The sequence below is a fragment of the Acidovorax sp. GW821-FHT11A03 genome (genome assembly GCF_058809075.1).
In genome coordinates, this window is sequence record NZ_JBXASG010000003.1 from 294136 (window position 1) to 315883 (window position 21748).

Here is a 21748-nt window from a genome sequence, read left to right on the forward strand (position 1 = left end):
TTCCCTGAGTCGCAGGACAGCCGTTTGACAGGCAGCGCGCGCATCATCGAACGGTTCGCAAACCTTACAAGGAGACACCATGCGTCGCGATATGTTTCTGAAATCACTGGCTGCCATGGCCGCCGCCGGCGTGCTGCCGGTATCGGCCCAGAGCGCCCACGCCATCAAGATGATGATTCCCGCCAACCCTGGCGGTGGCTGGGACACCACGGGCCGTGCGCTGGGCAAGGCCATGCAGGATGCAGGCGTCGCGTCGTCGGTGTCTTATGACAACAAGGGCGGCGCCGCTGGCGCCATCGGCCTGGCCCAGTTCGTCAACGCCAGCAAGGGCGACCCGAACGCCCTGATGGTGATGGGCGCCGTGATGCTGGGCGGCATCATCACCGGCAAGCCGCCCGTGGGCCTGGACAAGGTGACCCCGCTCGCGCGCCTGACCAGCGAATACAACGTGTTCGTGCTGCCCGCCAATTCGCCTTTCAAGTCCATGAAGGACGTGGTGGACCAGCTCAAGAAGGATCCCGGCAGCGTGAAGTGGGGCGGTGGCTCGCGTGGTTCCACCGAGCACATCGCGGCAGCGATGATCGCGCGCGAAGTGGGTGTGGACCCCGCCAAGATCAACTACGTGGCCTTCCGTGGGGGCGGTGAGGCCACCGCCGCCATCCTGGGCGGCAACGTCACGGTGGGCGGCAGCGGCTACAGCGAGTTCGCCGAGTACATCACCGCGGGCAAGATGCGCGCCGTGGGCGTCACCTCGGGCTCACGCCTGAAGGGCGTGAACGTCGCCACGCTCAAGGAGCAGGGCATCAATGTGGAAATCGGCAACTGGCGCGGCGTGTACGGCGCGCCTGGCATCACCCCCGAGCAGCGCAAGGCGCTGATCGAGGCCCTGTCCAAGACCTTCAAGCACAAGGCCTGGCAAGATGCGATGGAGAAGAACGGCTGGACCCCCGCGTGGATGGCCGGCGACGAGTTCGCCAACTTCGTGGATGCCGAGTTCGCCAGCATGCGCGCCACCATGGCCAAGTCGGGGATGATCTGAGGCCAGCAAATTAGGCCTCGGCTGCGCGGCCCCTGCGGGGCGCGCAGCCTTGCTGCCCGCCCGGTGAAGGAAAAACATGACACAACAACATTCATCGCGCTCCAAGCCCTTGCAGACCCTGATAGGGGCGGGCCTGGTGGTGCTTGCGCTGTTTCTGGCCTGGGGTGCCAGCACGGTCAGCTCGGAGGCGGGCTACGGCGGCGTGGGCCCCAATTTCTTTCCCTGGGTGGTCAGCATCGCCTTGCTGATCTGCGGCGTGCTCTGCGTGGTGCATGCACTGACCGGGGGCTTTCGTGAGCTGGAAGAGGGCTCGGGCGACGAGCGCGCCCACTGGAAGGGCTTCATCTGGGTGTCGGCCGGGCTGCTGCTCAATGCCTTGCTCATCACGACGCTGGGCTTCATCCTGAGCTGCGCGCTGTGCTTCGTGCTGTCGGTGCGGGGCTTCAAGAGCTCGGAAGGGGAGCTGGACCTGCGCCTGCGGGCCTGGATCAAGGATTCCCTCATTGGCGTGGCCGTGGCCGCGCCGGTGTTCTGGATGTTTACGCAATTGCTGGCCATCAACCTGCCCGGCCTCACCAACACGGGGTGGCTGTAAAGCCTGCACGCCATGGAAACGTTGAACCTCCTGATGCAGGGTTTTGCCACCGCTGCCACTCCCATCAACCTGATGTGGGCCTTCGTGGGCTGCATGATCGGCACCGCTGTGGGCGTGCTGCCCGGCATCGGGCCGGCCGTGGCGGTGGCCATGCTGCTGCCCATCACCGTGAAGGTCGAGGCCACGGCCTCCATGATCTTCTTCGCGGGCATCTATTACGGCGCCATGTATGGCGGCTCCACCACGTCCATCCTGCTGAACACGCCCGGTGAGGCGGGCTCCATGGTCACCGCCATGGAGGGCAACAAGATGGCCAAGAACGGCCGTGCGGGCGCGGCGCTGGCGACCGCCGCCATCGGCTCGTTCGTGGCGGGCACCATCGCCACCGTGCTGGTCACGTTCTTTGCCCCCCTGGTGGCTGAATACGCCGTGCGCCTGGGCCCGCCCGAGTACTTCATGCTGATGGTGCTGGCCTTCACCACCGTGAGCGCGGTGCTGGGCAAGAGCACGCTGCGCGGCATGGTGGCGCTGTTCGTCGGCCTGGCCATGGGCCTCATCGGCATCGACCAGATATCGGGCCAGGCGCGCTACACTGGTGGCGTGCCCGAGCTGATGGACGGGATCGAGGTGGTGCTGATCGCCGTGGGCCTGTTTGCCGTGGGCGAGGCCTTGTACAACGTGATGTACGAAGGCAAGACCGACGAAACCCAGAACCGCCTGACCAGCACGCACATGACCAAGGAGGAGTGGAGGCGTTCGTGGCCCGCATGGATCCGCGCCACCTTCATCGGCTTTCCGTTCGGCACCGTGCCCGCGGGCGGCAGCGAGATCCCGACCTTCCTGAGCTACGCCGCTGAAAAGAAGCTGAGCAAGCACAAGGAAGAGTTCGGCACCACCGGCGCCATCGAAGGCGTGGCGGGCCCCGAGGCCGCCAACAACGCGGCCATCACGGCCACGCTGATCCCGTTGCTCACGCTGGGCATTCCCACGTCCAACACCACGGCCATCCTGCTGGGTGCGTTCCAGAACTACGGCATCCAGCCCGGCCCGCAGCTGTTCGACACCAATGGCGCGCTGGTGTGGGCACTGATCGCCTCCATGTACATCGGCAACGTGATGCTGCTCATCCTGAACCTGCCGCTGGTGGGCCTGTGGGTGAAGCTGCTCAAGATTCCCAAGTCGTACCTGTACGCCGGCATCCTGGTGTTCTCCACGCTGGGCGTGTACGGCATGCGCCAGAGCGCGTTCGATCTGGTGCTGCTGTATGCGATCGGCCTCTTGGGCGTGGTGATGCGCCGCTTCGACTTCCCGGCCGCTCCAGTGGTGGTGGGCATGATCCTGGGGCCTCTGGCCGAGGCGCAGATGCGCAACGCCGTGTCGATTGGCGAAGGCAAGTGGACGATCTTCCTGGAGCGCCCCGGTTCGCTGACGCTGATCGTCATCGTGCTGTCCGTGCTCATCGTGCCGCGCCTGCTGCGGCGCTGGGCGGCACGCAAGCTGGCGGCGCTGGAGCGCTGATACAAACAAAGGCTCGCAAAAAAGAAAACCGCGCCACATGGCGCGGTTTTTTCATGCGGGCACCGGCTGGTGCAGACGGCTGATTTCGCAAGCCAGACGACAAGGGTTTCATGCCCCCGTTGCCCTCCCCACCAAGGTGACTTGCGTGCTCACAAGCCGTGAATCGTACCATAAAATGCGAATAGTTCTTATTTGCAAGGATGGTGCATGCAATCACTTCCGCAGGAGTTTCTGGCGCTCTGCCGCCAACTGGGCGATGCACAGAAGCGCTGCAGCACCGCCATGGCCGCCCAGGCCGCGCAGATCGAGGCACTGCAGCGCCAGGTGGTGCGGCTGCGCGCCCAGGTCATCGTGCGGGACACGCGCCTGGCGATGGCGCGGGATGAACTGGAGCGGATGAAGGCCGCGCACCCCGGCCTGCCCCGCCGCAAGGCCATGGCGCTCCACATCGGCGTGCTTGCCGAGCGCATCGCGAGCTTGTCGCGCGAATGCCTGCGCTGGCGGCTGGCGGCACAGGCCGATGCGGCTCCCGCCAGCGCCGTGGAGCCCGCCTGCGGCGCTGCGGCGGCCCGCGTGCATGCCCCGGCCGGCGCCCTGCGCGGGGCGCCCGCGGGCTCGGCGCTCGACGCCAACCTGGCCGCGGCCGACCTGGTGATCTGCCAGACCGGCTGCATCAGCCATGACGAGTACTGGCGGGTGCAGGACCACTGCCGCCGCACGGGCAAGCCTTGCATCCTGGTGGACCAGCCCCTGGCCGTGCGAGAGGCAGAGGCGCTGGCCGCCATCCAGCCCATGGTGGTCCTGCGCATGGTGCGCGCGCAGCGCCCTGCGGACGGCACCACCACCGGGCAGAAGGCGTTGATCTTGAATGAAAATGGCCGCTAGCGCTGAAGGAATAAGCGCAAGATGCTATTGATTTGATAGTATTTGGCGGCGCGGGTTCGAGGCGCTGCGCCGGGCCCGTGGCGCATGTGGCGGCCGCGCCGCGCTACCATCCGCGGATGCCCCTGCTCACCGACGACGCCCCCGCACTGCCGCTGGATGCCCAGGGCATTCTCGAACTGGCGGCGCGGTCCATGTTCCAGCTGTTTTCCAGCGTCAGCCAGGGCATGTTCCTGGTGGACCGCAGCGGGCGCATCGTGTGGGTCAACGAAGGCTACCAGCGCTTTCTGCCCGACCTGGGGTTCTCCTCGGTCGACCAGTTCGTGGGCCGCACGGTGGAAGAGGTGATCCCCAACACCCAGATGCGCCGCGTGCTGGAGACCGGCCAGCCCGTGCTGATCGACCTGCTCACCAACAAGGCGGGCACCTTCGTGGTCAGCCGCATCCCGCTGCGCGACGATGCCGACCGCGTGATCGGCGCCATCGGCATCGTGCTGTTCGACCACCCCGAGACCACGCTGCAGCCGCTGATCAGCAAGTTCGCGCTGCTGCAGCGCGACCTGGACGACGCGCGGCGCGAACTGGCCAGCCAGCGCAGCCGCTCCCTGGCCGTGGCGGGCGACGGCGAGCGGCGCGCCAAGTACACCTTTGCCAGCTTCATTGGCTCCAGCCCTGCGGCGGCCGAGGTCAAGCGCCAGGCGCGGCGCGCGGCGCAGTCCAGCAGCCCCGTGTTGTTGCTGGGCGAGACGGGCACGGGCAAGGAGTTGCTGGCCCACGCCATTCATGCGGCATCGAGCCGCGCGAGCGGCCCGTTCGTGAGCGTCAACATTGCCGCCGTGCCCGACACATTGCTGGAGGCCGAGTTCTTTGGCGTGGCCCCCGGGGCCTACACCGGTGCCGACCGCAAGGGGCGCGACGGCAAGTTCAAGCTGGCCGACGGCGGCACGCTGTTCCTCGACGAAATCGGCGACATGCCGCAAAGCCTGCAGGCCAAGCTGCTGCGGGCCCTGCAAGAGGGCGAGATCGAGCCGCTGGGCTCCAATAAGCTCGTGCCCTTCAACGTGCGCATCCTGGCCGCCACGTCGCGCGACCTGGCCGCGCTGGTGCGCGAAGGCAAGTTCCGCGAGGACCTGTTCTACCGCCTGCACGTGCTGCCCGTGCGCGTGCCGCCGCTGCGCGTGCGGCGCACCGACATCCCGGCCCTGGTGGAGGCGCTGGGTGAAGACCTGGCGCTGCGCAACAGCACGGCCCCGCCCGAGCTGCTGCCCGATGCCATGGCGCTGCTGGCGGGCCAGCCCTGGCGCGGCAACATCCGCGAACTGCGCAACGTGCTGGAGCAGGCCGTGATGCGCAGCGACTCGCCGTCCATCGACGCCGCCCAGCTCGAGCGTGTCCTGCGCGAGGCCGGCGTGGAGCCGGCCGCTCCCGCGCCGGTGCTGGACACGGCTTCCATGGCCGATGCCCAGGACGAAAGCCGCTACCTGCGTCCGCTGGCCGAGCAGGTGGCCGAGCTGGAGCGGCGCGCCATCGCGGCGACCCTGAAAGCCCATGGCGGCAACAAGCTCGCCACCGCACGGCAACTGGGCATCTCGCGGGCCACGCTGTATGGACGTCTGGAAAACCCTGAATAAATATCAGACATATGTCTGATATTTCTACAATTGGATTGTTCAAAAATCAGACTATGTCCCGCAGGCGTCAGCAGGGTTTTTATACAAATCAACAGCTTGCATGCTGGCATGAACTGTGCAATGTTCAGGCATCACAACAAGGAGACATCGCCATGCATCGTCGCACCCTGGTCGCCCTGGCCACCGCTGCCGTCACCGCCGCCACGCTTTCCTCCCCCGCTTTCGGCCAGGCCGGGGAAATCCGCATCGCCCACATCTACAGCAAGACCGGCCCGCTGGAGGCCTATGGCAAGCAGACCCAGACCGGCCTGCTGATGGGCCTGAACTACGCCACCGGCGGCAGCATGACCGTCAATGGCAAGAAGCTCGTCGTGATTGAAAAGGACGACCAGGGCAAGCCTGACCTGGGCAAGAGCCTGCTGGCCTCGGCCTATTCGGACGACAAGGCCGACATCGCCGTCGGCCCCACGTCCTCGGGCGTGGCCCTGGCGCTGCTGCCCGTGGCCGAGGAATACAAGAAGATCCTGCTGGTGGAGCCCGCCGTGGCCGACGCCATCACCGGCGACAAGTGGAACAAGTACATCTTCCGCACCGGCCGCAACAGCAGCCAGGATGCCATCTCCAACGCCGTGGCCGTCGACAAGGCCGGCGTCACGGTGGCCACGCTGGCGCAGGACTATGCCTTCGGCCGCGACGGCGTGAAGGCCTTCAAGGACGCGCTCAAGAACGCCAAGCTCGTGCATGAGGAGTACCTGCCCACGACCACCACCGACTTCACTGCCGGTGCCCAGCGCCTGATCGACAAGCTCAAGGACGTGCCCGGCCGCAAGGTCATCTTCATCATCTGGGCCGGCGCGGGCAACCCCTTCAAGATCGCCGACATGGACTTGAAGCGCTACAACATCGAGATCGCCACGGGCGGCAACATCCTGCCCGCCATGGCCGCGTACAAGAACTTCCCTGGCATGGAAGGCGCCACGTACTACTACTTCGGCATCCCCAAGAACCCCGTGAACGAAGCCATGGTGGCCGCGCACTACAAGGAGTTCAAGACCCCGCCGGACTTCTTCACCGCCGGCGGCTTCAGCTCCGCCATGGCGCTGGTCACGGCCCTCAAGGCCACGAACGGCGACACCAACACCAACAAGCTCATCAAGACCATGGAGGGCATGAGCTTCGAGACCCCCAAGGGCAAGATGACCTTCCGCAAGGAAGACCACCAGGCCATGCAGAGCATGTACCACTTCAAGATCAAGGTGGACCCGGCCTTCGCCTGGGGCGTGCCCGAGCTGGTGCGCGAGATCAAGCCTGAAGAAATGAACGTGCCGATCCGCAACAAGCGATAGGCCGGTTTTTTCGATGCGTTAGCGAGGCCCGACGGACAGGACAACCATCCTGCTCCTTCGGGGTTCATCCCGCAGGGGCGGCCGCCCCTCTTTTTCCAGTGAATTGATGCATGAACCCCCGGATCACACGGGGGCAGGGTCGGTTTTTCTCAAAATTATTTGGAGACAAGACAACATGGCTTTCAATTTCATCCGGGCGGCTGCAGCAGGGGCTGTAATTTCAATGTGCGCAGCGGGCGGCGCGATGGCCGCCGTCAACCTGCCCGCGCTCAAGATCGACAAGACGCAGACCACCGTGTCGGGCCTGTCGGCTGGCGGCTTCATGGCCGTGCAGCTGCACGTGGCGTATTCGGCCACGTTTGCCAAGGGCGTGGGCGTGGTCGCGGGCGGGCCGTTCAATTGCGCCGAGGGCTCGGTCGTCAATGCCACGGGGCGCTGCATGGCCAGCCCGGCGGGCATCCCCACCAGCACGCTGGTGAGCACGACCAACACCTGGGCCGGCCAGGGCGCCATCGACCCCGTGGCCAATCTCCAGAACTCGAAGGTCTACCTGTTCTCGGGCACGCTCGACAGTGCGGTCAAGACCGGCGTGATGGATGCCCTGCGCACCTACTACAACAGCTTCGTGCCGGCCGCCAACGTGGTCTACAAGAAGGACATCGCGGCCGAGCACGCCATGGTCACCGACGACTACGGCAACGGCTGCACCACCAAGGCCGCGCCCTACATCAGCAACTGCAACTTCGACCTGGCCGGTGCCATGCTGCAGCACCTGTACGGCCCGCTCAATGCGCGCAACAACGCGGCGCTGCCCACCGGCAACTTCATCGAGTTCAACCAGAGCGAATTCATCTCCAACCACGGCATGGCCGCCACGGGCTGGGCCTATGTGCCGCAGGCCTGCCAGGCGGGCGGCAGCGCCACCTGCAAGCTGCACGTGGTGCTGCATGGCTGCAAGCAGAACATCAGCGATGTGCAGCAGCAGTACGTGCGCAACACCGGCTACAACCGCTGGGCCGACACCAACAACATGGTGATGCTGTACCCGCAGACCAGCACGGCCGCCACCAACAGCTGCTTTGACTGGTGGGGCTACGACAACGCCAACTACGCCAAGAAGTCCGGCCCGCAGATGGCGGCCATCAAGGCCATGGTGGACCGGGTCTCCAGCGGCGGCACCACCAACCCGCCGGTGGACCTGCCTGCCCCCACGGGCGTGAGCACCTCGGGCGCCACCGCCAGCAGCATGGCGATTGCCTGGAATGCCGTCTCGGGCGCTGCCAGCTACAACGTGTACCGCAACGCCAACAAGGTCAACGCGCTGCCCGTGACCGCCACGAACTACAGCGACACCGGCCTGGCCGCTTCCACCACCTACAGCTGGACCGTGCGTGCCGCCGATGCCAACGGCGCCGAAGGCGCCGTGTCCGCGGCGGCATCCGGCACCACGCTGGCGGCGCCGGGTGGCGGCACGGGCACCTGCACCACGGCCAGCAACTATGCGCACACCCTCGCGGGCCGGGCGTACGCCTATGCGGGCTTCGCGTATGCCCTGGGCTCCAACCAGGGCATGGGCTGGTGGAACGTGTTCGTGACCACCACGCTCAAGCAGACCAGCCCCGGGTACTACGTGATCGGTACCTGCTGAAGCATGTACAACCCCCTGAGCCGCTTCGCGTCTTCCCCCTTCTCTCGGAGGGCTGCGCCATTCGGGAAGGGGAGGCGCCAGCGCACGCAGGAGAAACGCCGCTGTGCAGCTTGGGCGGCCCTTGCGCGGCGGTTGCTGGTTTCGCCCGCGCCAGGTGCGGAGACTGTTGACGATGGGAACGCAGTGCAGGTCTTGGCATCCCGCCGCAGGGCTGAGTTGCCGGCCTCTTTGAATGAAATGACGACGACCGTGAAAGTGAAACACCACCCATGAGCACCTTGGCCACCAAGGACTTGACCATCCGCTTCGGCGGCCACGTGGCGGTCAACGCCGTGACCTGCTCCTTCGAGCCCGGCACGCTGACCGCCATCGTGGGCCCCAACGGTGCGGGCAAGACCACGTACTTCAACCTCATCTCGGGGCAGCTGCGCGCCACGGCGGGCAGCGTCACGCTGGGCGGGCAGGACCTCACGGGCCAGTCGGTCTCGGCGCGCACGCATGCGGGCCTGGGCCGGGCGTTTCAGCTCACCAACCTGTTCCCGAACCTCAGCGTGCTGGAGAACGTGCGCCTGGCCGTGCAGGCCACGCAGGAGGGCAAGCACCGCCGGGGCCTGAACCTGTGGAGCATCTGGAGCGACCACCGCGCGCTGACCGAACGGGCGCTGGCCATCCTGCACACGGTGGCCATGCACGAGCGCCGCGACACCCCCGTGGCCAGCCTGCCGCACGGCGACCAGCGCAAGCTCGAAGTGGCGCTGCTCATGGCGCTGGAGCCGCAGGTCTACATGTTCGACGAGCCCACGGCCGGCATGAGCCACGACGAGGCGCCCGTGATCCTGAACCTGATCCGCGAGCTGAAAAAAGACAAGACCAAGATCATCCTGCTGGTGGAGCACAAGATGGACGTGGTGCGCGAGCTGGCCGACCGCATCATCGTGCTGACCAACGGCACGCTGGTGGCCGACGGCCCGCCGGCAGAAGTGATCGCCTCGCCCGTGGTGCAAGAGGCCTACCTGGGCGTGACGAAGGAGGCGGCTGCATGACCACCACCACGAACAACACGGGCAACCTGCTCGAACTCAAGGGCGTGCACACCCACATCGGCGCGTACCACATCCTGCACGGTGTGGATCTGGCGGTGCCCAAGGGCCAGCTCACCATGCTGCTGGGCCGCAACGGCGCGGGTAAGACGACCACGCTGCGCACCATCATGGGCCTGTGGCATGCGTCCCAGGGCTCGGTCCACTTCGGGGGCAAGGACATCACGGCGCTGAACACCCCGCAGATCGCGGGCATGAACATCGCCTACGTGCCCGAGAACATGGGCATCTTCGCGGACCTCACCGTGAAGGAGAACATGCTGCTGGCCGCTCGCGGCGCCAAGAACGCCGCGCAGATGGACACGGCACGGCTCGAATGGATCTTCAAGCTGTTCCCGGCGGTGGAAAAGTTCTGGAACCACCCGGCCGGCAAGCTCAGCGGCGGGCAAAAGCAGATGGTGGCCGTGAGCCGCGCCATCGTCGAGCCCCGCGACCTGCTCATCGTGGACGAGCCGAGCAAGGGCCTCGCCCCCGCCATCATCAACAACATGATCGAGGCGTTCGACCAGCTCAAGAAGAGCGGCGTGACCATCCTGCTGGTGGAGCAGAACATCAACTTCGCGAAGCGGCTCGGCGACACCGTGGCCGTGATGGACAACGGCCAGGTGGTGCATGCGGGCAGCATGGCCGCGCTGGCGCAGGACGAGGCACTGCAGCGGTCGCTGCTGGGGTTGGCACTATGAATTCCACAAAAAATTTCAAGCTATTTTGGCCTCTAGCGCTGGATGGCAAAGCGCCAAAAGCTATTAAAAATATAGCATTCAAGCGCGTGGCGCTTGCCACGCAAGGAGACCGGGCATGAGCATTACCCGCGACTTCGACTGGAAGCCCCTGGCCCTGGTGCCCGCGCTGGCACTGCTGGTGCTGCCCTTCATCGGCTCGCCCAGCACCTGGCTCACGCTCACGGTGGCGGGGCTGGCCATGGGCATGATCGTGTTCATCATCGCCTCGGGCCTCACGCTGGTGTTCGGCCTCATGGACGTGCTCAACTTTGGCCACGGCGTGTTCATCGCGCTGGGCGCCTTCGTGGCCACCAGCGTGCTGGGCACCATGGGCGACTGGACGCAAAGCGCCGAGCTGTGGCGCAACCTGCTGGCCGTGCTGCCCGCCATGCTGGTGGCAATGGCCGTGGCGGGCGCGGTGGGCCTGGCGTTCGAGCGTTTCATCGTGCGGCCCGTGTACGGCCAGCACCTCAAGCAGATCCTCATCACCATGGGCGGCATGATCATTGGTGAAGAACTCATCAAGGTCATCTGGGGCCCCGCGCAGATCCCGCTGCCGCTGCCCGAGGGCATGCGTGGCTCGCTGCTCATTGGCGATGCTGCCATCGAGAAATACCGCCTGGTGGCCGTGGCTGTGGGGCTGCTGGTGTTCGCCGTGCTGGCCTGGACGCTGTCGCGCACCAAGGTCGGCCTGCTCATCCGCGCCGGCGTGCAGGACCGCGAGATGGTCGAGAGCCTGGGCTACCGCATCCGCCGCCTGTTCATCGGCGTGTTCGTCGTGGGTTCGGCCCTGGCGGGCCTGGGTGGCGTGATGTGGGGCCTGTACCAGCAGAACGTGGTGCCGCAGATGGGCGCGCAGGTCAACGTGCTGATCTTCATCGTGATCATCATCGGCGGCCTCGGGTCCACGGGCGGCGCCCTCATCGGCGCGCTGCTGGTGGGGCTCATGGCCAACTACACCGGCTTCCTGGTGCCCAAGGTGGCGCTGTTCTCCAACATCGCGCTGATGGTGGCCATTCTGCTGTGGCGCCCGCAGGGTGTGTACCCGGTCGCGAACCGTTGAAGAGGAGTCCCAAGACATGCTGAACCGACTTCTTTCCAACGACTACCCGCGCAGCAAGGTGCTCGCGGTGATCCTGGTGGCCATCCTCATCGGGCTGGCGTTTGCACCCTTCCTGTTCCCGGGCGTCAAGGCGCTGTCGGTGGCAGCCAAGGTGCTGATCTTCGTGGTGCTGGTGGCCAGCTTCGATCTGCTGCTGGGCTACACCGGCATCGTGAGCTTCGCGCACACCATGTTCTTCGGCATCGGGGCCTACGGCATCGCGGTGGCCACCACCCGCCTGGGGCCGACCTGGACGGCGCTGGGCGTGGGCATTGGCGGCGCGCTGCTGCTGTCGCTGCTGCTGTCGCTGGCGGTGGGGCTGTTCTCGCTGCGGGTGCGCGCCATCTTCTTCGCGATGATCACGCTGGCCGTGGCCGCGGCGTTCCAGACGCTGGCCTCGCAGCTGTCCGACATCACGGGCGGCGAGGACGGCCTGACCTTCAAGGTGCCCGAGATCCTGTCGCCCAGTTTCGAGCCCTTTGAAGAGCCCTTCCTGGGCGTGGGCATCGACGGCCGCCTGATCTGCTACTACCTGCTGTTCGTCGCGGCCGTGGCGCTGGTGCTGGCGCTGCTGCGCATCGTCAATTCACCGTTCGGCCGCGTGCTGCAGGCCATCCGCGAGAACGAGTTCCGCGCCGAGGCCATCGGCTACCGCGTGGTGGTGTACCGCACCACGTCGAGCGTGCTGTCGGCGCTGTTCGCCACCATGGCGGGCGCGATGCTCGCGCTCTGGCTGCGCTACAACGGGCCCGACACCTCGCTCAGCTTCGAAATCATGATGGACTGCCTGCTCATCGTGGTGATCGGCGGCATGGGCACCATCTACGGATCGGCCATCGGCGCCGTGCTCTTCCTGGTGGCGCAAAGCTACCTGCAGGACCTGCTGCGCCTGGGGCACGAGGCCACCTCGGGTCTGCCCTGGCTGTCTGCGCTGCTCTCGCCGGACCGCTGGCTGCTGTGGCTGGGCGTGCTGTTCGTTCTGTCGGTGTATTACTTCCCTACCGGTGTGGTGGGGCGCCTGCGCGCGGCAGCTGCGCGCAAGGCGGGGTAGGCGGCCCCTTCCCGCACGCGGGCTGGTGCGGAAGGGGCATGGGTCAGCTGTGCAAGAAGCAACGCGAAGAAAAATACCAGGAGACAAGCACATGATGAGCATGAAGACAGGGTTTCGTCCGTTCGTTCCCGCCGCGGTGGCAGCCGCCGTTCTCGCCGCCTGTGGCGGTGGGGATGGCGAGCACGTCCCCCTCAATGCAAAGCCCGCATACCTGGGCGCCATTGCCGAGACTGCCTATGACGGCAGCAGCAACGACCTGTTGACCGCGGGCCTCGGTGCCACCGGCATGGCGGCGGCGCTGCCGCCCGCCTATGCCGACCCGCTCAAGCCCACCGCCGCCGAGTTGCGCCGCACGGCCATCCACACCAACTACCGCGCCATGCTCGACATGACGGCCGCGGGTGGCTACGGCCTGCTGTACGGCCCCAACGTGGACGCGCAAGGCAAGGTCACGGCGGGCGAGGGCAAGGTGGCGGGCACCGAGTACATCGCGTTCGCCGACGACGGCACGGGCCGCAAGAACGTCACCCTGATGGTGCAGGTGCCTGCGAGCTTCGATCCCAGGAAGCCCTGCATGATCACCGCGACCACATCGGGTTCGCGCGGCGTGTATGGCGGCATCTCCACGGGCGAGTGGGGCCTCAAGCGCGGCTGCGCCGTGGCGTATTCGGACAAGGGCACGGGCGGTGCGCCGCACGACCTGCAGAACGACACCGTGCCGCTCATCGACGGCACCCGGACCACCGCCACCGCGGCGGGCAAGGATGCGGCCTTCAATGCCGGGCTCACGGCATCGGAGCTCGCGGCCTTCAACAAGGCCACCCCCGACCGCTTCGCCTTCAAGCATGCCCATTCAGGCCAGAACGCCGAGAAGGACTGGGGCACCACCACGCTGCAGGCGGTGGAGTTCGGCTACTACGTCCTCAACCAGCGCCACGGCGAGACCAACGCGGCCGGCCAGCGCCTGAAGACGCTCACGCCCCGCAACACCATCGTGATTGCGTCCAGCATTTCCAACGGTGGCGGCGCGGCGATCGCCGCCGCCGAGCAGGACACGCAGGGCCTGATCAGCGGCGTGGCCGTGTCCGAGCCCGCGCTGGAGCTGCCCGCCAACCCTGGCGTCACGGTGCGCCGTGGCAGCACCGAGGTGGCGGTCACGGGCAAGACGCTGGTGGACTTCACCACCTACGCCAACCTGTACCAGGCCTGTGCATCGCTGGCGCCGTCGGTCAGCGCCAGCCCCTTCGCCGCGGCGTTCGCGGCCGGGTTTGCCAGCGCGGCGCTGCCCATCGCGCCCAACCGCTGCGCGGCGCTCAAGACGGCGGGGCTGCTGTCGGCCTCCACCACCGCAGCGCAGGCCGAAGAGGCGCTGCAAAAGCTGCGCGCCTATGGCTGGGAGCCCGAGTCGAACGACCTGCATGCCTCGCTGGCCGCGTTCGAAGTGGCCCCGGCCGTGGCGGTGACCTTTGCCAACAGCCTGTCGCGCAGCAGCGTGAAGGACCACCTGTGCGGCTTCAGCTACGCGGCCACGGCGACCACGGGCGCGGTGGTGCCCCTGGCGGCCGCAGCGTTGCCGGGCATGTTCGCCACCGGCAACGGCGTGCCGCCTTCCGGTGGCATCAACCTCGTGAACAACCTGGGCAAGCTGGGCCCGGCGCGCGACTTCCTGTCGTTCTCGGACGCGGGCGTGGCCGACTGGAACACGGCGGGCGCGCTGTGCCTGCGCAACCTGGTCACCGGCACCGACGCAGCGGCCAGGAAGCTGCAGGCCGGCGTGGATGAAACCCGCCGCAACGGCAACCTGCGGGGCAAGCCCGCCGTCATCGTGCACGGCCGGGCCGATGCGCTGCTGCCCGTGAGCCACACCTCGCGCCCCTATGCCGCGTTGAACAAGAAGATCGAGGGCGCAGCCAGCCGGCTCAGCTATGTGGAAGTGGCCAACGCCCAGCATTTCGACAGTTTCATCGGCCTGCCCACGGTGCTGCCGGGCTACGACACGCGCTACGTACCGCTGCACGTGTACCTGAACCACGCGCTCGATGCCGTGTACGAGCACCTGGCCAATGGCAAGGCCTTGCCCGCCAGCCAGGTGGTGCGCACCGTGCCCCGGGGCGGCACACCCGGCAGCGCGCCGGCCATCACCGCCGCCAACGTGCCGCCACTGGCCACCGTGCCCGCTGCGGCCAATGCCATTGCCATTGCGGCAGGCGCCATCTCCATCCCCGACTGACGCGGGCCCCCGGCTGGCGAAAGAGGGAATCACCCCGTGTGCCGCGCCCGCGGTGGGCGTGGCGCCGGGGCCATGTGTTTCTGGCGCAAAGGATGGATGTATGAACGCTGTGATGAAGACCTGGGGCCGCCGCATGGCGTCGGCGCTGGCGGTGCCCGTTGTGCTGGCCCTTGGCGCCGCTGGCGGCACCGCGCCCGCGCGTGCCGCCGAGATCGTGGTGGGGCAGGTGGCGCCCTTGTCGGGCGTGCTGGCCAGCACCGGCGCGCAGATGGTGCTGGGCGGCAAGATCTACTTCGACTGGGTCAACGCCCAGGGCGGCGTGCATGGCGCCTCCATCCGCCAGGCGGTGGTGGACGATGCCTACAAGGTGGACGACACCGTGAAGCTGACCCGCGAGATGCTGGCCAGGCCCGAGGTGGTGGCGCTGTACGGTTTCGCGGGCACGGCCAACATCACCCAGCTGCTGGCCGACGGCGTGCTGGAGCAGGGCGGCGCCGCGCTGGTGGCGCCCTACACGGGGGGCGAATCCCTGCGCAACCCTTTCAACCCGTGGATCTTCCATGTGCGCGCCGGGTATGCGGACGAGGCTGAACACATGGTCCAGCAGCTCACCACGCTGGGCATGAACCGCGTGGCCGTGATGTACCAGGACGACGGTTTTGGCAAGGCGGGCCTGGCGGGCGTGGAGGCGGCGCTGGCCAAGCGCAACCTCAAGCTCGTGGTGGCGGCCGGCTATGAACGCAACACCGACAAGGTGGACGATGCCGTGAAGGCCATCAAGGCGGCCGACGTGCATGCCGTCATCATGATCGCCGTCAACAAGCCCGCGGCCGCGTTCATCCAGCGCTACCGCGAGCAGGGCGGCGGCGCGCAGCTGTACAACATCTCCGTGGTGGACCCGACCGAACTGGTCAAGCTGGCGGGCCTGAAAAACGCGCACGGCCTGGGCATCAGCCAGGTGGTGCCGTACCCCTACCGGCCTCAGCTGCCGGTGGTGCGCGAGTACCAGTCGCTGCTCAAGAAATACGCACCCGATGCCGAGGTCAACTACACCAGCTTCGAGCAGTTCCTGGGCGCCAAGGTACTGGTCGAAGCCCTGCGCCGCGCCGGGCCCCTGCCCACGCGCACCAAGGTCGTCAAGGCGCTGGAGTCGATGCAGAGCTATGACCTGGGCGGCATCACGCTGGGCTATTCGCCCACCAACCGCATCGGCTCGCGCTATGTCGAGGTCACCGTCATTGGCAGCAATGGCCGCCTCATGAAGTAGCCGGCCGCCACCTGTTTTCCATCTGTTGTTCCCAAAGGTTGCCACCATGTCCCCCATCTCGCGCTACGCCACCTGCGCCGGCTATGAAATCCACTACATGGAGTGGGGTGCGCGCGATGCCCCCGTGGTGGTTGCATGGCATGGCCTGGCGCGCACCGGGCGCGACATGGACGAACTCGCCGCGCACCTCGCCCCGCGCTACCGCGTGATCTGCCCCGACACCATCGGCCGGGGCCTGAGCCAGTGGGCGCGGGCGCCGCAGGACGAGTACCGCCTGTCGTTCTACGCGCGCATCGCGGCCGGCCTGTTCGACCAGCTGGGCATCGAGAAGGCGCACTGGGTGGGCACGTCGATGGGTGGAGCGATCGGCACGGTGTGCGCATCGGGCCTGTTCCAGCCGCAGTTCAAGGAGCGCATCGCCAGCCTGCTGCTCAACGACAACGCGCCCCGCCTGGCGGATGCCGCGCTCGAGCGCATCAAGGCCTATGCGGGCCACCCGCCCTCGTTTGATACCGTGATGGAGTTGGAAGCCTTCTTCCGGCAGGTGTACCAGCCCTACGGCTGGCTCAGCGATGCGCAGTGGCGCCGCCTGACCGAGACCTCGACCCGGCGCCTGCCCGACGGCCGCGTGACGCCGCACTACGACCCGGCCATGGTGCAGCAGTTCACGCACCACACCAACGACTATCTGATCTGGGACCACTACGACGCGCTGGAGATCCCCGTGCTGTGCCTGCGCGGTGCGGAATCCGACCTGGTGCTGCGCGAGACCACCGCCGAGATGCTCACGCGGGGCCCCGGCGCGCGCGGGCTGGCGCAGGTGGTGGAGGTGCCCGGCTGCGGCCATGCACCCGCGCTCAATGTGCCGGCGCATTACGCGCTGGTAGACGGGTTTCTGGCACGCGCATCCTGAACGGATGGAGCGGGGAGTCGCGCAGCGTTGAAGGCGAGGGCGCTGCGCGGTACATTGGGCCCACACCACTCAACCCCTCGCCATGAAACCCCTGCTGCTCATCGCCTCGCACCTGCTTGCCCTGGCTTTGGGGTTTGCGCTGGGTGTGTATGTGCTGCCGATCTTGATAGCGCCGGATGCGCCCACGCAGCAGGAGATCCAATCCAGCCTGCCCACCGCCCCATGGACGGCCACCTTCCGCCGTGACCTGAAAGACAGCGATGCCTTGCACTGGGGCGAGGGCGCCGTGTCCCTCGGCCCGCAGGCCGTCAGCCTGCTGGGCAAGCTGGCCCCGGGGCCGGACTACAAGCTCTACCTGTCGCCCGAGTTTGTCGAGACCGAGGCCGAATTCAAGCGCCTCAAGCCCCAGATGCTGCGCGTGGGGGATGTGAAGACGTTCAACAACTTCATCGTCCCGGTGCCGCAGGGCGTGGACCTTACGAAGTTCAACACCGTGATCGTGTGGTGTGAGACCTTCAGCGAGTTCATCACCGCGGCGCAGTACCGGTAGTTCTGGCCGTTAAGTCGGAGTCTGCGGAGCGATTTGCGCCAATGCTGCCTGCAGCCCGGCCAGGCCACCTGCGCGCTGGCCGTTGATAGAAATTTGCGGCATCTGCCGGACGGGCGGCCCGCAAATCCGTGTCCAACAACGATGCGACTGTTTTGATAAAGGAGAAGCGCCTCGGCAATGGCGTCCAGCGTGATGTCTCCAGCTTCCTCGCCGTTCCTAAGCACGATGCTTTCGAGCAAGCTGATTCCTCCAGATTGACTCTCATCGTCCGCCGCCGTCTCAACGAGACCACAAGTCCTTGTGTACGGTCACTCACTGAGCTCTTTTGCAATATCCGTCTATGGGGTACGGACCTAACTACCGCCCCCGAACCCCTCGCCCCCTCCGCGCAGCCCCCGCGATCTGACAAGCGCGTCGGTACGCGCGCAAGGTCAGCTCCGCGCGCTGCATCACCGTGTCTTCCACGGCCGCAGCACGGTGGGCCAGCTCGTCGGCCTGGGCCTGCAGCAACTCCGCCGGGCTCATGCCCGATGCCTCCCCCGTCAGCAGCGCAATCCCCTCGCTCACATGCCCCATGGTGTAGACATGGAACAGCCCGCGCTCTACCGCGTCCAGCACGCTGCGGTCCAGCATCAGGTGGCGCTGGTTGCGGGCGGGGATCAGCACGCCCTGTGTGCCGTCGAGCCCTGCAGTGCTGCAAGCGCGGAACCAGCCTTCGATCTTTTCGTTGATGCCGCCCACGGGCAGCACCTCGCCATGCTGGTTCAATGCGCCGGTCACAGCAATGCCCTGGCGCAGCGGCAGGCCTGACAGGCTGGACAGAAGCGCGTACAGCTCGGCGCACGAGGCGGAGTCGCCTTCCACGCCGCTGTATTCCTGCTCGAACACGATGGATGCGTTCAGCGCCAGCGGCGCCACGTGGCTGAACAGGGCGGTGAGGTAGCTGTGCAATATCAGCACGCCCTTGTCATGGATGGGGCCGGACATATCGACCTCGCGCTCGATGTTGAGCAGGCCCTCTTGCCCGGCAAAGGTGCGCGCGGTGATGCGCACGGGGAAGCCGAACCGATAGTCGCCCAGGTCGATCTGCGTCATGGCGTTGATCTGGCCGGTGATGGAGCCTGCCAGCGTGATCAGGCGCTCGCCCTCGGTGATGGAGTCGTGCAGCTCTTCTTCGGGCTGGTTGTGGCGCTGGGTGCGGGCGGCCAGGGCGGCCTGCACATCGGTGGCCTGCACCAGCGTGCCGCCGCGCGCCTTGCACAGGGCGGCGCTTTCAATGGCCAGCGCTTCGGTGTGGGCAAAGCGTGCGCTCTGGCGGCGCTGGTCGTCGGCCTCGCGGTGGGTCTGCTCCAGCACCAGGGCCACGGCGTCGGGGCCGAAGTGGGGCAGGCCGCGCTTTTTGCAGACTTGGGCCACCAGGATGGCGGTGGCGTGGTGGGTGGCGGGGGTGGCGGCAAAGTGGTCTGAAAAATCCACCTTCACGCGAAAGCGGCGCGCGGCGTCGGGGTCGGCGTCTTGCAGTGCGTAGTACTCGTCCACCGATCCGATCAGCACGATCTTCACGTCCACGTTCACGGGCTCGGGCTGTAGTGCCACGGCGCCGCCGGGGCCGTGGCCCGGGCCGCCGCCACCTTCCTCGATCTGCAGGCGGCCGCAGCGCAAAAAGCGGCGCAGGCGCTGCCACAGGCCTTCTTCGGCGGCCAGGTCGTGCAGGTGCAGCAGGATGAAGCCGCCGTGCGCCTTGAGCAGGCTGCCCGCGTGGATGCTGGTGTGGTCGGCCTGCACGGTGTCGGCGTCCGAGCCATGCTCGATGCTGCCAAACAGCGTGCGCTGGGTGGGGTTGTCTTCCACCACCACCGGGGCAGCGGCGCGGCCGTGGTTGTCTACCACCAGGTTGACCTGGCAGCGGGCCAGCAGGTCGTCGAGTGCATCTTTGCGGTCATCTTCGGCGTCGATGTTGTTCTGCTCGCCGCCCTGCTCGCCGCCGCTGCCGGGCTCGAACAGGTCGATGTCGTCCAGCACCGCATGCTCTACCTGGTCGAGCCAGTGGGTGAGCTTGACGGCGTCCTTGATTTGCTTGCGCAGGCCCTGGCGGATGTCGTGCAGCGCGTGTTCCACCAGGGGCTTGATGGAGTGGCGGCGCAGGGCAATCAGAGCGTCGTCGCGGGCGCGCTCCAGCGGGCGGGTGGCTTCGAGAAAGCGGGCGATCTCGGTGCGCAAGGCGTGCTCGGCGGCGTCAATCTCTGCGCGGCGCTCGCGGGGCAGGGCGCGGGCTTCGGCTTCTGTCTGCGGCTGGCCTTTGGGGCCGGTGAGGGTGAACACCATCTGCCCGCCCTCGCGCGAAATGCGGAACTGGCGCGCCTCGGCAAACGCGTCCAGCACGGCAAAGGCCTCGCTCTCTTGCGCTTGCCAGGTTTTCTCGATGCGTTCGGCGTCGGCCTTGAAGGCAGCGGCTGCGAGGTGTTTGGGGATATCGGCCTGCAGGTTCTTGGCCATGTCGGCCATGCCTTGGCGCAACTGCCGGCCCTGGCCCGCCGGCAGGCGCAGGGCGAGGGGGTGGTCGGGCTTGTCGAAGTTGTGTAGGTAGCACAGGTCGGGCGGCACGGCACGTTCTGCCGCAGCAGTCTGCATGGCCTGGCGCAGCAGCGATGCGCGCCCACTGCCCACTTCGCCCAGCACGAACAGGTGGTAGTCGGGCTGGTGCAGCCCCAGGCCGAACTGCGCGGCGGCCTGCGCGCGCTCCTGGCCGATCCAGGGCAGGGGCAGGTCCTGCAGTTCGGCCGTGCTGGCAAAGCCCAGCGTGGCGGGGTCGATCGTCAGGCGCAGCTGGTGGGGGGCGAGGGCGGAAGCGGGCATCAGTAAAGGTGTTGGGGGAGGGTCAGGGTCACCACAGTGTGTCTGCCATCCAAAATATGAGTCAAATTGGCCGCTAGCGCTTTGTCTATAAGCGCTAGTAGCTATAAAAATGGTAGTAACGGGCAGTCAGTGTGCTACCGGGCATGCACCCTTGGGTGCGCCACCCGCCTGCGCATGGCTGCGCGCATCGGCCAGCGCCGCAGCGGTGGGCGCCTCGGTGGGCCAGCCCGCCAGGTGCTGCTGCGCCACGCGGCTCAGCGCGGTGATCCAGTGGTTGTTGTCGTTCAGGCAGGGGATGTAGTGAAACTCCTTGCCACCCGCGTGCAGGAAGGCCTCGCGCACTTCCATGTTGATTTCTTCCAGCGTCTCCAGGCAGTCGCTGGTGAAGCCGGGGCACACCACGTCAACCCGCCGCGTGCCGGCCTTGCCCAGCGCCTCGATGGTGGGCTGGGTGTAGGGCTCGAGCCACTTGGCCTTGCCAAAGCGCGACTGGAAGGTGATGCGGTAGCGGTCCTCGCGCAGGCCCAGGCGCTCGGCCAGCAGGCGGCCGGTTTTGCGCGATTCGCAGTGGTAGGGGTCGCCCAGGTGCAGGGTGCGCTCGGGCACGCCATGAAAGCTCATCACCAGCTGGTCGGGCTGGCCGTGGTGTTTCCAGTGGGTTTCGATGGTGCGGGCCAATGCGTCGATGTAGCCGGGGGTATCGTGATAACGGTTCACAAACCGCAGCTCGGGCACGTTGCGCGTGCGTGCGGCCCAGGCGTACACCGCGTCGAACAGGCTGGCGGTGGTGGTGGCCGAGTACTGCGGGTACAGCGGCAGGATCAGGATGCGCGTGGCGCCCTCGGCTTTGAGCGCATCGAGTTGGCTGGCGATGGACGGGTTGCCGTAGCGCATGGCATGGCGCACCAGCACGGCGTGCCCGGCCTCGCCCAGCCAGCCGCGCAGCAGCGTGGCCTGTTTGGCCGTCCACACCGCCAGGGGCGAGCCCTCGGCCGTCCAGATGCTGGCGTACTTGGCGGCCGACTTGGCGGGGCGGGTGCGCAGGATGATGCCGTGCAGGATGGGCCACCACGCCAGCTTCGGGATCTCCACCACGCGGTGGTCGCCCAGAAACTGCGCCAGGTAGCGCCGCACGGCGGGCGCGGTGGCGGCGTCGGGCGTGCCCAGGTTGCACAGCAGCACTGCGGTTCGCTCGGCCTGGCCGTGGGTGTAAGGGGGTTCGGGGCGGAAGGAGGGCATGCGGCATTTTCGCCCACGCGTGGTGCCTGGTGGGGGCTGGGGGTTGGATGTGGGCCCGG

General features: G+C 67.0%; 17 protein-coding genes. 15 read left to right on the forward strand and 2 right to left on the reverse strand.

The genetic code is table 11. The features are described from left to right. The first annotated feature begins 79 nt into the window (after nt 1-79). The 15 genes from AC1RVY_RS08640 (at nt 80) to AC1RVY_RS08710 (ending at nt 17594) form a co-directional block, all read left to right on the forward strand. Nucleotides 80-1039 (forward strand): Bug family tripartite tricarboxylate transporter substrate binding protein, encoded by a 960-nt coding sequence (locus tag AC1RVY_RS08640; protein ID WP_218294049.1) that lies wholly within the window; start codon nt 80-82, stop codon nt 1037-1039. A gap of 76 nt (nt 1040-1115) precedes the next feature. After that, nucleotides 1116-1634: a tripartite tricarboxylate transporter TctB family protein gene (locus tag AC1RVY_RS08645; RefSeq protein WP_218294050.1), complete on the forward strand. Its 519-nt coding sequence runs from the start codon at nt 1116-1118 to the stop codon at nt 1632-1634. A 12-nt stretch (nt 1635-1646) separates the two neighbouring features. Continuing rightward, entirely contained in the window at nt 1647-3152 is a 1506-nt protein-coding gene (locus AC1RVY_RS08650; RefSeq protein ID WP_218340748.1) for a tripartite tricarboxylate transporter permease, read from the forward strand. A gap of 207 nt (nt 3153-3359) precedes the next feature. Next, on the forward strand, nt 3360-4037 hold the full coding sequence (locus tag AC1RVY_RS08655) for a DUF2325 domain-containing protein (RefSeq protein ID WP_369642115.1): 678 nt from the start codon (nt 3360-3362) through the stop codon (nt 4035-4037). A 116-nt stretch (nt 4038-4153) separates the two neighbouring features. After that, nucleotides 4154-5665, forward strand: a complete 1512-nt coding sequence (locus AC1RVY_RS08660; RefSeq protein ID WP_218340750.1) for a sigma-54 interaction domain-containing protein — start codon at nt 4154-4156, stop codon at nt 5663-5665. A 152-nt stretch (nt 5666-5817) separates the two neighbouring features. Further along, a complete protein-coding gene (locus tag AC1RVY_RS08665; protein ID WP_492254962.1) occupies nt 5818-7011 on the forward strand; it encodes a substrate-binding domain-containing protein in 1194 nt (397 codons plus the stop codon). Nucleotides 7012-7186: 175 nt separating this feature from the next. Further along, nucleotides 7187-8659 carry an extracellular catalytic domain type 2 short-chain-length polyhydroxyalkanoate depolymerase gene (locus AC1RVY_RS08670; protein WP_492806242.1) on the forward strand — a complete coding sequence of 491 codons (1473 nt, stop codon included), beginning with the start codon at nt 7187-7189 and terminating at the stop codon, nt 8657-8659. A gap of 269 nt (nt 8660-8928) precedes the next feature. Beyond that, complete coding sequence (locus tag AC1RVY_RS08675; protein ID WP_218294056.1) at nt 8929-9702, forward strand: ABC transporter ATP-binding protein; 774 nt, start codon at nt 8929-8931, stop codon at nt 9700-9702. Further along, on the forward strand, nt 9699-10442 hold the full coding sequence (locus tag AC1RVY_RS08680; protein WP_492246075.1) for an ABC transporter ATP-binding protein: 744 nt from the start codon (nt 9699-9701) through the stop codon (nt 10440-10442). Before AC1RVY_RS08675 ends, AC1RVY_RS08680 begins: the two co-directional genes overlap by 4 nt. A 115-nt stretch (nt 10443-10557) precedes the next feature. Continuing rightward, nucleotides 10558-11544 carry a branched-chain amino acid ABC transporter permease gene (locus AC1RVY_RS08685; protein WP_218294058.1) on the forward strand — a complete coding sequence of 329 codons (987 nt, stop codon included), beginning with the start codon at nt 10558-10560 and terminating at the stop codon, nt 11542-11544. Nucleotides 11545-11560: 16 nt separating this feature from the next. After that, nucleotides 11561-12634 (forward strand): branched-chain amino acid ABC transporter permease, encoded by a 1074-nt coding sequence (locus AC1RVY_RS08690; protein ID WP_492806243.1) that lies wholly within the window; start codon nt 11561-11563, stop codon nt 12632-12634. Between the two features lie 100 nt (nt 12635-12734). Then, nucleotides 12735-14864, forward strand: coding sequence for a D-(-)-3-hydroxybutyrate oligomer hydrolase (locus tag AC1RVY_RS08695; protein WP_370627836.1), 2130 nt, complete (start codon nt 12735-12737; stop codon nt 14862-14864). Nucleotides 14865-14964: 100 nt separating this feature from the next. Continuing rightward, entirely contained in the window at nt 14965-16131 is a 1167-nt protein-coding gene (locus AC1RVY_RS08700; RefSeq protein WP_218340756.1) for an ABC transporter substrate-binding protein, read from the forward strand. Nucleotides 16132-16177: 46 nt separating this feature from the next. Then, the gene (locus tag AC1RVY_RS08705; RefSeq protein ID WP_218340757.1) at nt 16178-17044 is read left to right on the forward strand and encodes an alpha/beta fold hydrolase; all 867 of its coding nucleotides are present in this window, start codon (nt 16178-16180) and stop codon (nt 17042-17044) included. A gap of 82 nt (nt 17045-17126) precedes the next feature. After that, nucleotides 17127-17594, forward strand: a complete 468-nt coding sequence (locus AC1RVY_RS08710) for a DM13 domain-containing protein (RefSeq protein WP_218340758.1) — start codon at nt 17127-17129, stop codon at nt 17592-17594. A 357-nt stretch (nt 17595-17951) separates the two neighbouring features. Here the strand turns inward: AC1RVY_RS08710 and AC1RVY_RS08715 are convergent, their stop codons facing one another. Beyond that, nucleotides 17952-20450: a Lon protease family protein gene (locus AC1RVY_RS08715; RefSeq protein WP_492806244.1), complete on the reverse strand. Its 2499-nt coding sequence runs from the start codon at nt 20448-20450 to the stop codon at nt 17952-17954. Nucleotides 20451-20576: 126 nt separating this feature from the next. After that, entirely contained in the window at nt 20577-21689 is a 1113-nt protein-coding gene (gene hemH, locus AC1RVY_RS08720) for a ferrochelatase (protein WP_492806245.1), read from the reverse strand. Nucleotides 21690-21748: the final 59 nt, after the last annotated feature.

Bases quoted from the DNA above. Each gene is read 5' to 3' on its own strand.
- AC1RVY_RS08640 (WP_218294049.1), top strand. From the start codon at position 80: ATGCGTCGCGATATGTTTCTGAAATCACTGGCTGCCATGGCCGCCGCC.
- AC1RVY_RS08645 (WP_218294050.1), top strand. From the start codon at position 1,116: ATGACACAACAACATTCATCGCGCTCCAAGCCCTTGCAGACCCTGATA.
- AC1RVY_RS08650 (WP_218340748.1), top strand. From the start codon at position 1,647: ATGGAAACGTTGAACCTCCTGATGCAGGGTTTTGCCACCGCTGCCACT.
- AC1RVY_RS08655 (WP_369642115.1), top strand. From the start codon at position 3,360: ATGCAATCACTTCCGCAGGAGTTTCTGGCGCTCTGCCGCCAACTGGGC.
- AC1RVY_RS08660 (WP_218340750.1), top strand. From the start codon at position 4,154: ATGCCCCTGCTCACCGACGACGCCCCCGCACTGCCGCTGGATGCCCAG.
- AC1RVY_RS08665 (WP_492254962.1), top strand. From the start codon at position 5,818: ATGCATCGTCGCACCCTGGTCGCCCTGGCCACCGCTGCCGTCACCGCC.
- AC1RVY_RS08670 (WP_492806242.1), top strand. From the start codon at position 7,187: ATGGCTTTCAATTTCATCCGGGCGGCTGCAGCAGGGGCTGTAATTTCA.
- AC1RVY_RS08675 (WP_218294056.1), top strand. From the start codon at position 8,929: ATGAGCACCTTGGCCACCAAGGACTTGACCATCCGCTTCGGCGGCCAC.
- AC1RVY_RS08680 (WP_492246075.1), top strand. From the start codon at position 9,699: ATGACCACCACCACGAACAACACGGGCAACCTGCTCGAACTCAAGGGC.
- AC1RVY_RS08685 (WP_218294058.1), top strand. From the start codon at position 10,558: ATGAGCATTACCCGCGACTTCGACTGGAAGCCCCTGGCCCTGGTGCCC.
- AC1RVY_RS08690 (WP_492806243.1), top strand. From the start codon at position 11,561: ATGCTGAACCGACTTCTTTCCAACGACTACCCGCGCAGCAAGGTGCTC.
- AC1RVY_RS08695 (WP_370627836.1), top strand. From the start codon at position 12,735: ATGAAGACAGGGTTTCGTCCGTTCGTTCCCGCCGCGGTGGCAGCCGCC.
- AC1RVY_RS08700 (WP_218340756.1), top strand. From the start codon at position 14,965: ATGAACGCTGTGATGAAGACCTGGGGCCGCCGCATGGCGTCGGCGCTG.
- AC1RVY_RS08705 (WP_218340757.1), top strand. From the start codon at position 16,178: ATGTCCCCCATCTCGCGCTACGCCACCTGCGCCGGCTATGAAATCCAC.
- AC1RVY_RS08710 (WP_218340758.1), top strand. From the start codon at position 17,127: ATGAAACCCCTGCTGCTCATCGCCTCGCACCTGCTTGCCCTGGCTTTG.
- AC1RVY_RS08715 (WP_492806244.1), bottom strand. From the start codon at position 20,450: ATGCCCGCTTCCGCCCTCGCCCCCCACCAGCTGCGCCTGACGATCGAC.
- hemH (WP_492806245.1), bottom strand. From the start codon at position 21,689: ATGCCCTCCTTCCGCCCCGAACCCCCTTACACCCACGGCCAGGCCGAG.